Annotated in this window: 13 protein-coding genes; 8 read left to right on the top strand and 5 right to left on the bottom strand. The window is 62.0% G+C overall.

Annotated elements, in window-relative coordinates:
* Nucleotides 1-73: 73 nt before the first annotated feature.
* Entirely contained in the window at nucleotides 74-553 is a 480-nt protein-coding gene (locus tag OK411_RS24450) for an Lrp/AsnC family transcriptional regulator (RefSeq protein ID WP_007909658.1), read from the bottom strand.
* A 449-nt stretch (nucleotides 554-1,002) separates the two neighbouring features.
* On the opposite strand from OK411_RS24450, the gene OK411_RS24445 reads away from it, so the two are divergent.
* A complete protein-coding gene (locus tag OK411_RS24445) occupies nucleotides 1,003-1,941 on the top strand; it encodes a DUF6515 family protein (RefSeq protein ID WP_217878870.1) in 939 nt (312 codons plus the stop codon).
* Here OK411_RS24445 and OK411_RS24440 read toward each other — a convergent pair.
* Both OK411_RS24440 and OK411_RS24435 read right to left on the bottom strand, forming a co-directional pair.
* Nucleotides 1,935-2,831 carry a cation diffusion facilitator family transporter gene (locus tag OK411_RS24440; RefSeq protein WP_110602883.1) on the bottom strand — a complete coding sequence of 299 codons (897 nt, stop codon included), beginning with the start codon at nucleotides 2,829-2,831 and terminating at the stop codon, nucleotides 1,935-1,937. The genes OK411_RS24445 and OK411_RS24440 overlap by 7 nt on opposite strands.
* A 13-nt stretch (nucleotides 2,832-2,844) precedes the next feature.
* Nucleotides 2,845-3,264 (bottom strand): polyribonucleotide nucleotidyltransferase, encoded by a 420-nt coding sequence (locus OK411_RS24435; protein ID WP_217878869.1) that lies wholly within the window; start codon nucleotides 3,262-3,264, stop codon nucleotides 2,845-2,847.
* Nucleotides 3,265-3,374: 110 nt separating this feature from the next.
* Here OK411_RS24435 and hrpB point away from each other — a divergent pair, with 110 nt between their 5' ends.
* The 3 genes from hrpB to OK411_RS24420 all read left to right on the top strand — a co-directional run bounded on the left by hrpB (nucleotide 3,375) and on the right by OK411_RS24420 (nucleotide 7,036).
* On the top strand, nucleotides 3,375-5,894 hold the full coding sequence (hrpB, locus tag OK411_RS24430) for an ATP-dependent helicase HrpB (protein WP_122747539.1): 2,520 nt from the start codon (nucleotides 3,375-3,377) through the stop codon (nucleotides 5,892-5,894).
* Between the two features lie 130 nt (nucleotides 5,895-6,024).
* Nucleotides 6,025-6,597 carry a hypothetical protein gene (locus OK411_RS24425; RefSeq protein WP_122747540.1) on the top strand — a complete coding sequence of 191 codons (573 nt, stop codon included), beginning with the start codon at nucleotides 6,025-6,027 and terminating at the stop codon, nucleotides 6,595-6,597.
* Nucleotides 6,598-6,610: 13 nt separating this feature from the next.
* Entirely contained in the window at nucleotides 6,611-7,036 is a 426-nt protein-coding gene (locus OK411_RS24420) for a hypothetical protein (RefSeq protein WP_130887732.1), read from the top strand.
* Between the two features lie 11 nt (nucleotides 7,037-7,047).
* Here the strand turns inward: OK411_RS24420 and OK411_RS24415 are convergent, their stop codons facing one another.
* Together OK411_RS24415 and OK411_RS24410 are read right to left on the bottom strand one after the other, a co-directional pair.
* Entirely contained in the window at nucleotides 7,048-8,127 is a 1,080-nt protein-coding gene (locus tag OK411_RS24415; protein ID WP_264365810.1) for an endonuclease/exonuclease/phosphatase family protein, read from the bottom strand.
* A 75-nt stretch (nucleotides 8,128-8,202) separates the two neighbouring features.
* The gene (locus OK411_RS24410; RefSeq protein WP_016773061.1) at nucleotides 8,203-8,877 is read right to left on the bottom strand and encodes a YciC family protein; all 675 of its coding nucleotides are present in this window, start codon (nucleotides 8,875-8,877) and stop codon (nucleotides 8,203-8,205) included.
* Nucleotides 8,878-9,054: 177 nt separating this feature from the next.
* On the opposite strand from OK411_RS24410, the gene OK411_RS24405 reads away from it, so the two are divergent.
* From OK411_RS24405 to yedA, 4 genes are all read left to right on the top strand, one after another.
* Nucleotides 9,055-9,816, top strand: a complete 762-nt coding sequence (locus OK411_RS24405) for a DUF2076 domain-containing protein (protein WP_125925951.1) — start codon at nucleotides 9,055-9,057, stop codon at nucleotides 9,814-9,816.
* Nucleotides 9,817-10,106: 290 nt separating this feature from the next.
* On the top strand, nucleotides 10,107-10,586 hold the full coding sequence (locus OK411_RS24400) for an NYN domain-containing protein (protein ID WP_016773064.1): 480 nt from the start codon (nucleotides 10,107-10,109) through the stop codon (nucleotides 10,584-10,586).
* Nucleotides 10,587-10,621: 35 nt separating this feature from the next.
* A complete protein-coding gene (locus tag OK411_RS24395; protein ID WP_264365809.1) occupies nucleotides 10,622-11,227 on the top strand; it encodes a PolC-type DNA polymerase III in 606 nt (201 codons plus the stop codon).
* Between the two features lie 310 nt (nucleotides 11,228-11,537).
* Nucleotides 11,538-12,473, top strand: a complete 936-nt coding sequence (gene yedA, locus OK411_RS24390) for a drug/metabolite exporter YedA (protein WP_041477748.1) — start codon at nucleotides 11,538-11,540, stop codon at nucleotides 12,471-12,473.
* The last annotated feature ends 32 nt before the right edge of the window (nucleotides 12,474-12,505 follow it).

The following is a 12,505-nucleotide window of genomic DNA, read 5'->3' as shown; positions in this document are numbered from 1 at the left end:
AGATGTGTATAAGAGACAGCCCACAGGTTGAAATGCATTCCCCTGTGGGAGCGAGCCTGCTCGCGAAGCGATTTCAGCTACGCAAATGAGTCAGCGGCAGTTCGGTGCTGTTGAGCACCTGATTCAGCACAAAACTCGACCGCACGCTGGTGACCCCCTCGATCCGGGTCAGGTGTCCCAGCAGCAATTTCTGGTAGTGATCCATATCCGGCACCACCACTTTCAACTGGTAGTCGGCATCCACTCCGGTCACCAGACTGCACTCCAGCACTTGCGGCAATGTGCGGATTGCCGCTTCGAAATTCTCGAAGCGTTCCGGCGTGTGCCGGTCCATGCCGATCAGCACATACGCGGTCAGACTCAGCCCGAGCATCTTGCGATCGAGCAATGCAACCTGGCGCGAGATATAGCCATCGTCTTCCAGCTGCTTGACCCGGCGCGAGCAAGGCGAGGGCGACAGACCGATGCGCTCGGCCAGTTCCTGGTTGGAGATACGGGCGTCGCGCTGCAATTCCGCCAAAATACTCAGGTCATACCGGTCGAGTTTGCTCATCAATCTGTCCTTGGTCGTAACTATTGCGGCGGATTATCTATCCAGGGTTAAAAATTGCGCAAGCGGTGTTTAATTGAGCAATTTTCGCAATCCTCTGTCGCGGCTTCAGGCCTATTCTTATTACCAGAATCACTGCTCGGTAACACAGTCCACGCGGCCCGCCCAATCAGGCCCGCCGCGGCCGCCACCCCCACCGGGGATGTGCCGGCCCCCGAGCTGCACACTGTCCAGAAGACGGCGTGAGGTGAGCCGACGTCAAAAGCGTCGAGCCAGGACGAAGTTCTCAGAAGGGAGGCCGACGGGTCTCCCTTTTTTCTTGCCTGCGATTTCATCTTGGCGCCTCAATAAATAAGTCGCGCGACTGATAACCTGTTGCAGAACCCGGTGGGGCTGTTTCGAGTCTCAGCAACAAGCCCTGCCAACGACAGGCTCCCGCAGTGAGGAAAAGCATGAATTCGCGCATCTGGCGTCTGGCCGGTGTTGGTTTGCTGTGTGTGGGTGTCAGTGCGCAAGCGCTGGCCGATGAGCCGCAGATTCGTGGGCCGGGCAACGGGCCGCAGAACGACGGGATCATCCGTGGCGACAACAGCCGTCAGTTCGAGCACAACGGCCAGCCGCATAACAATGACGGTCAATGGCAGAACCGCAACCGTGCCGATGAACGTCCGCAACCGCCTCGCCAGCCGGGCAACAACCTGCCGATCCAGCCGCGACCCGACGCCGTGCGCCAGACCCAGGAACCGCGTCAGGGTTACTACCGCGACGAGCGCCCGCAGAACGGTTACCACAATCAGCAATGGCAGACGCAGCCGCGTCCCGATGACAACCGCTGGCCGGGACGGCCGAACGGTCATGGCAATGGCTGGGGTCCTGGCCCGCAGTATCGTCCGGGCCATGTGATCGACCGTTTCCCGGATCGTGATTACCGCGTGCCGTATCGCGGTCAGGATTACTTCTATTCCGGCGGCTACTGGTATCGCCCGCAAGGCCCGCGCTACATCGTCGTGCAACCACCGCGCGGGATCCGCATTCAGTATTTGCCGGATTACGCCCGTGAAGTGTGGATCGGCGGCTCGCTGTTGTTCCTCGCTGCCGGCTCGTATTACGCCTATCAAGAGGCGACGCAGGATTACGTGGTGGTCGAGCCGCCGCTGCAGCAACCGCCGCAACCGCAAGCTCCGGGCTATGACGTCGAAGCCTATCCGGCCAACGGCCAGTCACCGCAGCAGGTGCAGCAGGACGGTTACCAGTGCTCGCAGTACGCGGTGCAGCAAAGCGGTTTCGACCCGCGCGCCGCGACCTATCAACCGGCACCCGAAGTGGTTCAGGCCTATCGCCAGGCGCAGGGCAACTGCCTGAGCAGTCGCGGTTATCAGGTCAATTACTGAGTGCGGGCGGCGAGCACTACTTCCTGTGGGTCAGCGTGCACCAGCACTTCGGCCTTCGGATAGGCCTTGTGAATCGCCGCCGCCGCTTGGTCGCTGATGCCATGGGCGACTGACAGGGTCAGTTCGCCCGGCAATTCCAGGTGCAATTGCACGAACCAGTGGTTGCCGGAAATCCTCGTGCGCAGGTCATGTGCACCGAGCACCCCCGGCACGCTGCACGCCAGTTCGAGCATGTGCTGGCTGACATCGGTCGGCAGTTCCTCGTCCATCAGCACCGAAAAACTTTCCCGGGCGATCTGGATCGCACTCCAGAAAATGTACACGGCGATTCCCAGCCCGAACCACGCGTCCAGTTGCGCAAAACCCATCGCGGCCAACACCAGCGCGATCAGGATGCTGCCGTTGAGCAGCAGGTCCGAACGGTAATGCAGTGAGTCGGCACGCACGGCGTTGGAGCCGGTCTGCTTGATCACCCGGTGCTGCAACATCAGCAGCGCGGCCGTCAGCAGCAGGGAAAACACGATCACACCGATGCTCAGCCACGGTGCGCCAAGCGGTTCCGGTGTCTGCAAGCGTTGGTAGGCCTGAAACGCGATCAACACCGCGCTGCCACCGATGAACAACGCCTGGGCCATGCCCGCCAGCGATTCGGCTTTGCCGTGGCCATAACGGTGATCATCATCCGCCGGGCGCAAGGCGTAATGCACTGCCAGCAGATTGAGCATTGAAGTGACGCCATCCAGCGCCGAGTCGGTGAGGCCGGCGAGCATGCTCACCGATCCGCTGAGCCACCAAGCAATCGCCTTGGCGACGATCAGCGTGCACGCGACCGCCACCGAGGCGCGGGTCGCCAGCCGCAGCAGGCGGGCGTGTTCGGGGCTGGAGGTCATTGAACGTCCTTATTCAAGCGGCCGGTTGCAGGCCGAACATCGCCAGTTGCTGAGTGCTGCCCTTGTGCTGGATCAGGCGCGGATCATCCAGAGGGAAATCTCGGCCCAGCTCGCTCTCGAGAATCGCCTGCAACTTTTGATTGTCGACCCGTCCATCCGGGCCAATGGCTTGCTTGAGCTTGGCCGGATCGATCTGCGCGGTGTGGCCCGGTTCGAAATAGATCGCCCCGGTGGCGAAGTCGACGGCAAACGCGATCAGCCCGGGAATGATGTAGAACAGCAGGCCGACGGCATCGAGCACGGCAATCGCCGGGTCGATCTTGCCGTCGATCTGGCCACGCCGGTCTGGGTAGAAAATCGAACCGCACGCCGACAGTTGCGTGAGCAGAGTGGCAACCAGAACACCGCCGATCAGGCGAGAGGGTAAGCGCATGGAAATGTCTCCTGAGTCATCAAATAACGAAGCTTCGTCTTGTGAAGTTAAGACCCTGACGAACGCCCGGCAGTTCGCCGTTATACTCGGCCCTCTGTTTGGGAGCCAGCATGATTTCTTTGCCGATCGACGATGTTTTACCCGCCCTGCGTGAAGCCCTCGCGTCACGCCACGAAGCCGTGCTCGAAGCACCGCCCGGCGCCGGTAAAACCACCCGCGTGCCCTTGGCCTTGCTCAACGAAGCCTGGCTGGCCGGGCAGACCATCGTCATGCTCGAACCACGGCGCTTGGCTGCGCGGGCGGCGGCGGAGCGTTTGGCCAGCGAGCTCGGCGAGCAGGTCGGTGAAACCGTCGGCTATCGCATCCGCCTCGACAGCAAGGTCGGCCCGAAGACGCGTATCGAGGTGGTCACCGAAGGCATCCTCACCCGGCGCTTGCAGGACGACCCGGCGCTGGAAGGCGTGGGCCTGCTGATCTTCGACGAATTTCATGAACGCAGTCTCGACGCCGATCTGGCGCTGGCCCTCAGTCTGAACGGTCGCGAGCTGTTTCGCGCTGAACAGCCGCTGAAGATTCTGCTGATGTCGGCCACCCTCGAAGGCGAACGCCTGGCGGGCTTGCTCGATGACGCGCCGATCCTGCGCAGTGAAGGGCGCATGTATCCGGTGACGATGCGCTGGGGCCGGCCGTTCCAACCGGGTGAATACATCGACCAGCGCGTTACCCAAACCGTACTCGAAGCGCTGCACGACGAGACCGGCAGCCTGTTGGTGTTCCTGCCGGGACAGGCGGAGATCCGTCGCGTACATCAGCAACTGGTCGACGCAATCGGCGAGCGCAAAGACGTTCTGCTGTGCCCGTTGCACGGCGAACTCGACCTCAATGCGCAACGTGCAGCGATCGATCCGGCGCCGCCCGGTCAGCGCAAAGTGGTGCTGGCAACCAACATCGCCGAGACCAGCCTGACCATCAACGGCGTGCGCGTGGTCATCGATGCCGGATTGGCGCGGGTGCCGCGCTTCGACCCGGGCAGCGGCATGACCCGCCTCGACACCCAACGCATCTCCAAGGCCAGCGCCACCCAGCGTGCCGGCCGCGCCGGGCGACTGGAGCCGGGCGTGTGTTATCGCTTGTGGTCACAGGATCAGCACGAACAACTGGCGGCTTATGGCAGCGCGGAAATTCTCTCGGCGGATCTGGCCAGCCTCGCTTTGCAACTCGGGCGCTGGGGCGTGACGCCGGGCGAACTGGTCTGGCTCGACGTGCCACCCGCCGCCGCGTATGCCCAAGCGCAGGATCTGCTGCAACGCCTCGGCGCCTTGCACGGCGACACGCTGACGGCCCACGGCCAGGCCATGGCCGAACTGCCGGCGCATCCGCGCATCGCGCATTTGCTGTTGCGCGGTCAGGCGCTGGGGCTGGCGGCAATGGCCTGCGATGTGGCGGCGCTGCTCGGCGAGCGCGATATCCTGCGCGGCGCTGGCGCGGATCTGCACAGCCGATTGGTTCTGCTTTCCGGCGAAGAACGTGCCGGTCGTGGCGCGCAGGGCGGGGTGCAACGCGCCCGGCAATTGGCTCGGCAGTATCGCGGCTACTTGCGCGGCAAGCCGAGCGAACCGGTAAACGATCCCGAGCATCCGCGCTGGCTCGGCGCGCTGTTGGCGCTGGCCTACCCGGATCGCGTCGCCCAGCAACGGCGGGCCGGTGGCGCCGAATACCGTTTGGCCAACGGTCGCGCGGCGCTGTTTGCTGAGGCCGACAGCTTGATGAAGCATGAGTGGATCGTTATCGCCGACCTCGGCAGCCGTCAGGGCCAGCGCGAAGAACGCATCTATCTGGCGGCGGATTTCGATCCGGCGCTGTTCGATTCGGTGCTCGCCGAACAAGTGCGCAGCGTCGATCAACTCGATTGGGATGAACGCGAAGGCGTGCTGCGTGCCGAGCGCCAGCGCAAGGTCGGCGAGCTGATTCTCAGCCGCGAACCGTTGACCGGTCTGGATGAAAACGCGCGCAGTCAGGCGCTGGTCAATCTGGTGCGGCGCAAGGGTCTTGAGTTGTTGCCGTGGACGCCGGAACTGCGTCAATGGCAAGCGCGGGTGGCGCTGTTGCGTCAGCTTGATCTGAGCACTCAGGACGACAGCCAATGGCCGGATGTCAGCGATGCGGCATTGTTGAATTCCCTGGAAGACTGGCTGATCCCGTATCTGGGCAAGGTCTCGCGGCTCAGCCATTTCGCCAACCTCGACCTGTCGAGCATCGTGCGTAATCTGCTGCCGTGGCCGCTGCCGCAGAAGCTCGACGAACTGGCGCCGCATCATTTGAGCGTGCCGTCGGGTTCATCGATTCGTCTGGATTACAGCGAACATCCACCGATTCTCGCGGTGCGTTTGCAAGAGCTGTTTGGTCTGGCCGATACGCCACGGATCGCCGGCGGCCGGCAAGTGGTCAAGCTGCATCTGCTGTCGCCAGCGCGGCGGCCGGTGCAGGTCACGCAGGACCTGGCCAACTTCTGGCGCAGCACCTATGCCGAGGTGAAGAAGGATCTCAAGGGGCGTTATCCGAAGCACTATTGGCCGGACGATCCCTTGGTCGCCGAAGCCACGGCGCGGGCGAAACCACGCGGCACCTGACCCGCAATGGCTGCGCGCCATTAGCCCATCCGTGCTAATTGCCCTTGTTTGTTCCGGCTCGCAAAATCGCCGCCTGAACAATAACCAGCCTTGTTGCCTGGCAACTTGCGCCCAAGGAACGGAACTGCCCATGACCTCTTTCTTCAAGCTCAAGAAGTTGATCTTCTTGTCGGCTGCGCTATTGGCCGCCTCCAGTTCGGCCATGGCCGAAGAGCCCAATCCGATTGGCGACTGGTGGATTATCTACGGCAACGGCGTGCCCCAGAAAAACATCATGTACGTCGCCGATGCGACGTCGGTGGTGCCTTCGCAGAAGACCAAAGGCGCGACCATGGTCGCGGTGACGCTGGTGTATGAAGAACCCGGCAAACCGATGATCGACGTCTACAACCTCGAAGCCCAATGCTCTACGGGCAAGATGCGTTTTATCAATGGCCAGTCCATCGAGCGTCTCGCCTACACCATGCGTCATCTCAAAGTTGCCAATCAGTGGCAAGCCCCGAAAGAGTTCTGGGTCCAGCAAGCACTGAAGTTTGCCTGCGCGCCGGGCAGTCGCGCGAAAAACGACATGGCCGCCGTGGGCAAGATGGAATACCTGCAGATGATCGAGATGCTGCAGCAGATGTTCTTCAAGCTCGCGCCGATTCAGCAAAAGAGCCAGATGATGGACAACATCGACAGCCTGCTCGAACTGAAGAAATAAGCCGAGGCATCCAATGACTTACACACGTTTATGGCTGGCAGCCCTGCTGGCAGGATTGCTCTTGAGCGGCTGTTCCACTATCGCGCAGAGCCGCTGGGAAGGCCGTGATATGCAGGAAGCACTGGACCTGTTCGGCACGCCCGACTCGATGGCAAAGGAAACCGGCCCGAACGGCGAACCCTTGGCCGTACTGACCTGGCACAAGTCCGCGAGCTGGACCTCCACCGAAGCGGCCGGCACTTCGATGACCCATACCGGCAATGGCATGGTGTACACCGAGCACTATCAACAGGTCGGCCACAGTTCTACCTGCAAGTTGCAGGCGAAGATCAATCAACAGAAGAAGATCGCCCAGTTCCTGATTGAAGACGGGCGAATACTGCATGGCAAGTGCGCCAATGTCCGCTATGTTCCGGGCTACGTTCCGCCCGGCTTATAAGGGCAAAGCGCTCAGGGCGCAGCGGGCAGGAGGAACCGCGCAATCACCGGCAAATGGTCGGAGATGCGCAAGGTATCGTCCTGCCGCACCTGCGCTTGCAGGCGTTTGAGCTTCGGGCTGTAGAACAGATAATCCACCGTGCGATCCGGGCCGTTGAGGCCGGGGTCGTTGGGGTAATGGGTCAGCCATTTGGCTCGATCGATACCGCCGGCCTCGTTGTTGGTCGGGATCATCGGGTACTTGTCCCACAGCAGATGCAGTTCGCTGTCGGCAGAGTAGGGCGTGCGGCGCTCGACCGGCAGGCGTCGATACTGGCCCAGCGGCAGCAGATTGAAATCGCCACCGATCAGCCACGGCAGGCCTTGGCTTTCATATTTGTCGAGGATTTTGGCCACGGCAGCCACTTGCGCCTGCACGTTGCCGTCCGCCTGGCTGGCGCGCTGCAAGTGGGTGTTGAACACGGTCAGTTGTCCGCCATCGCTGAGCGGCAGTTTGACTGCGAGCAAAGCGTCTTTGGGCTGGAACTGGCGGCTGATGAAGTTGCTCGGGGCCACGGGCAGTTGCAGGCGTTCGGCGTGTTCGATGCGATAGCGGCTCAGCGTGGCCAACTGGCGGCCGACGCTGCCGTAGATATGGGGCTCGGGGACAAAATCGGCTTTCCAGTCGAAGGCGCTGGTGCTGCATGGATACAGATCGGCGACGCGTTCCTGCAACAGTTTGAGCTGGTTCTGGTAATCGCTGGCCTTGGCGCCGTCATCGAGCTCCTGCAACAGCACCACATCCGGTTGTTCGTCACGGATCACCCGCGCTACTTCGTCGAGGCTGAAGGCCATGTCTTCGGCGGTCGGCGCTTCGTCGTCGCCCTGAGCCAGGTCGTTCCAGAATACGTAGCGCTTGCCGGCGAGGAACTGCACGTTCCAGGTCATGACTTTCAGCGCTTGCCCGGGCACCAGTGTCGGCGCGGTGGTGCCGCAACTGACCGGCAGGGTTTCGCGGGCATCGGGGCGCCAGGTCAGGCTGAACAGCAGCACACCGAACAGGACGACGGCGAGGATGACGAGGAGCAGGGTGTAGCGCAGCAGACGGGTCATGGCTCGGCTTATAGCGTTACAGAAAGTGGCCCCGAGCATACCTGACGGCAGCGACGAAGCCCAAGCACGGCGCGGTCAGACTGCGCCGTTACGTTTGTCAGGCAATTCGCTGATCAGCATGAACAGGCGGAACAGCACCACGCTGGTGAACAGTTGCAGGAAGCTGTGGGCGCTGTCGATCAGCCCGGCAATCAGCGGATTCTGCGGTTCGGGGTACACCGCCAGCGTCGCGCCCTTGAGCAGCCACAACGGTGTCATCACGCAGAGAATGCACAGCAGGATGCGCCAGAAGTGCCCACGGGTCAGGCGCAGACTTTCCTTCATCGCCTGCAACGGTCCGAGGCCGCGCAGCACCAGCAGGTATTCGGCGAAGGCGAGCATGACCATCAGCATCAGGCCGGGCAGGAAGTACAGCGACAGGCCGAGCAGAATCAGCAAGGTATTGAGCGCGGTGAGCACCGCGAAGCGAGGCCACAGGGTGGCGGCCATCGCCAGCAGGTCACGGTTGCGCGGCGACTCGCCACGGCTGCGCGCATCGAGAAACAGGATCAGCGCGGCGGTGTACAGCGGATACACCAGCAGGCCGACGATGATGCTGACGCCGGCGAAGGTGTCCGGCCCGGTGGCGTGATCGACCGCCTGCTGCAAGAAGGCTTCGACAATCACCAGCGGCAGGCACAACTGCACGATGCTGCCCAGATGGCGTTTGAAAAAATACAAAGAGTCGCGCAGTACTTCGAGGGCATTCATCAGTCGGTATCGCAGGTCGAAAACAGTGGCTCACTTTAACCGATGCAACGCGGGCCGACACAAACGTAAACATTCGGTAAAGGTCATTGAAACGTTTTGTCACTGTCTCCATTACAGGAGAGCACCACGCTCAGAGTGGGCGCGGGCACGTTATTACCGGCAATCTACGAGGTCGCCATGAACAGCGAAGAGCAAACCCTGATCGATGGACTGTTTTCCCGGCTGCAACAGGCCGAAACGGAGGCAGCCCCGCGCGACGCCCAGGCCGAGGCGCGGATCAAGGAACACCTGACGCGCCAACCGGCGGCAGGCTATTTCATGACCCAGGCGATTCTGGTGCAAGAGGCCGCGCTGAAAAGCCTCGATGAGCAGAACAAGCAACTGACTCAGCAAGTCCAGCGTCTGCAGGCCGAACTGCAATCGGCCAAGGCCCAGAGCGGCGCACCGGCATCCAGCGGTGGCGGTGGCTTCCTGTCGAGTATCTTTGGCGGCGGCAATTCACGTCCGGCGCCGAGCCAGAGCGCCGCACCGTCGTCCTCCGGCGGCTGGCGTGAACCGGCACCGCAGCAGAGCTACCAGACTCCGGCACCGCAACAGAACTTCGGCGCCGCGCCGCCCAACTATGCGCAGCAGGCAGCCCCGGCGGCGGGCAACAGCTTCCTCGGCGGCGCGCTGAAAACCGCCGCAGGCGTGGCCGGTGGTGTGATGTTGGCGCAGGGCATCAGCAGCCTGTTCCACCACAATCAGCAACCGGAAGAAATCGTCGAGGTCATCAAGGAAGAACCGGCGCAGGTCGCCGACCAGAGCAACAACGGCTGGGGCGATGATCAGCGCGTGGCGGACAACGGCTTCTCGGGCAATGACCAGGGCGGTTTCAGCGACGCCGATTACAGCAGCGACAATTCGTCGTTCTTCGATGACGACGACTCCTTTGTCTGACATCGTCTTTGAAGGCTGGCATAGCCTCTGAAGGCTGACATAGACACTGTGGTGAGGGGATTCATCCCCGCTGGGCTGCGCAGCAGTCCTCGCTTTAATCAGGAAAAGCGGGGCTGCTCCGCAGCCCAGCGGGGATAAATCCCCTCACCACAACACCGTTTGTCAGGGACACCTCGGCGCCAGCTGGTGATTATTCGCTGAATCTTTCTCTTGGCTGGCATACTGAGCGCCTTTTTCAGGCCTGATCGCCTGACCCCGCTTCGTGCGCTTGCGCGCTCACAGGAACTCCGGTGAAAAAAATCGCAGTGTTCGCCGATGTGCAGAACCTCTACTACACCGTGCGTCAGGCCTATGGTTGCCACTTCAACTACGCCGCATTGTGGGCCGACATCAGCAAGAACGGACAGATCGTCGAGGCTTACGCCTACGCGATCGACCGTGGCGACAGCAAGCAGCAGCAGTTTCAGCAGATCCTGCGCAACCTCGGTTTCACCGTGAAGCTCAAGCCCTACATCCAGCGCAGCGACGGCTCGGCCAAGGGCGACTGGGATGTCGGCATTACCCTGGACATCATGGACGCCGCCGACCATGTCGACGAAGTGGTGCTGGCCTCCGGTGACGGCGATTTCGACATGCTGCTCGAACGCATCATCAACAAGCACGGCGTGCAAGCGGTGGCCTACGGCGTCCCCGGCCTGACCGCCAACTCGCTGATCCGCGCCGCCAGCCGTTACGTGCCGATCGAAGGCGCGCTGCTGTTAAAGAATTAAGCTCAAGAACTGATCTGTACGGAGTTGAACCCGGTTTGGAACGCATTGCAGTCATCGACTTTGAAACCACCGGCCTGTCGCCGAACAGCAGCTGCCGCGCCACGGAAATTGCCGTGGTGATGCTGGAAAACGGCCGCATCGTCGAGCGTTACCAGAGCCTGATGAACGCTGGGGTGCGCGTCCCCGCGTTCATCGAGCAACTGACCGGCATCAGCAACGCCATGCTGCGCGCCGCGCCGCCGGCCGAGCGGGTGATGGAAGAGGTCAACGAGTTCGTCGGTTGTACGCCGCTGTTGGCGCACAACGCCTCGTTCGACCAGAAGTTCTGGGATTTCGAACTGGGGCGGATCAAGCGCACACGCCTGCAGAATTTCGCCTGTTCGCTGCTGCTGGCGCGGCGCCTGATGCCGGCGGCGCCGAATCACAAGCTCGGCACGCTCACCACGTTCGCGCAGTTGCCGCATACCGGCCAGGCTCACCGGGCCATGGCCGACGCCGAGATGGCGGCCAATCTGATGGCGCATCTGGCGCAAGAGTTGCGCGGCAAGCACGGGGTGCGCGAGTTGAATCACGACCTGTTGTGCAAGTTGCAGAAAGTCCCTGCGGCGAAAGTCGGCGAGCATTTGCAGCGTTATCGCTGATTCCAGGCACTCCGACTGATCGTTCCCACGCTCTGCGTGGGAATGAAGTCCAGGACGCTCGGCGTCCCTTTCAAAGCCGAACGCAGAGCGTCCGTTGAGGCATTCCCACGCGGAGCGTGGGAACGATCCAAGATGGATGTCTGCTGATGCACCGCCTTCGCGAGCAAGCTCGCTCCCACAAGGACCTTGTCGGTCTCAGCTGCTTTCATGCAAAAGTGTACCGGCGCGAAAAACAGGTTTTGTAACTTATTTTTGCGCGGCGGTCTTTCTAGAATGACCGGTCCACAGAAGTCTGACTGTCGAGCTGCCCATGCCTGCCTTGCGCCGTTTTTCCCTGCCATTGATCGCTGCGTTTTTTGCGTTGTACGTGATTTGGGGGTCGACCTATCTGGTGATCCGCATCGGCGTCGAATACTGGCCGCCGCTGTTGCTGGCCGGGGTGCGCTTTGTCATTGCCGGCAGCTTGATGTATGCCTGGCTGCGCTGGCGCGGGGCTGCGGCGCCGACCTGGGCGCAGTGGAAAGCGGCGGGGCTGGTCGGCATTCTGCTGCTCAGTTTTGGTAATGGCGCGGTCAGCGTGGCCGAGCACACTGGTGTGGCTTCCGGCGTCGCCGCGCTGGCGGTGGCGACGGTGCCACTGTTCACCTTGTTGTTCGGCTACTTCTGGGGCGCGCGCAATACGCGGCTGGAGTGGGCCGGTGTGGCGTTGGGGATTATTGGCATCGCCATGCTCAACATGGGTTCCAACCTGCAATCGAGCCCGCTCGGCGCGATGTTGCTGATCTTCGCGGCGGCGAGCTGGGCGTTCGGTTCGGTTTGGAGCAAGCATCTGCCGCTGCCAGCAGGGGCGATGGCCAGCGCTGTGGAAATGCTCGTCGGCGGCGTGGTCTTGCTGATCGGCAGTGCGCTGAGCGGCGAGCACCTGCAAGCCATGCCGCCGCTCGAAGGGTGGCTGGCGCTGGCCTATCTGATCTTCTTTGGCTCGATCATCGCCTTCAATTCCTACATGTATCTGCTCAAACACGTGCGCCCGGCGGCAGCGACCAGTTATGCCTACGTCAACCCGGCGGTGGCGGTGTTGCTCGGTGTGGTGTTTGTCGGCGAGACCATCGGCATCGAAGAAGCGCTGGCGATGCTGGTGATCATCAGCGCGGTGCTGCTGATCAGCCTGCCGCAGTGGCGTCGACCTGCGCAGCCACCCGTGGAAGAGGCGAAAGCCGTTCCGACGGAAGCGCGTACGAATTAGGGTAAACTGCGCGGCATTGCATCCCCGCGTCA

Origin of the sequence: Pseudomonas sp. RG1, from assembly GCF_025910115.1 — a bacterium.
In the GTDB taxonomy this organism is placed as follows: Bacteria; Pseudomonadota; Gammaproteobacteria; order Pseudomonadales; family Pseudomonadaceae; genus Aquipseudomonas; species Aquipseudomonas atacamensis.
This window is presented reverse-complemented; position numbering and strand designations above follow the sequence as displayed.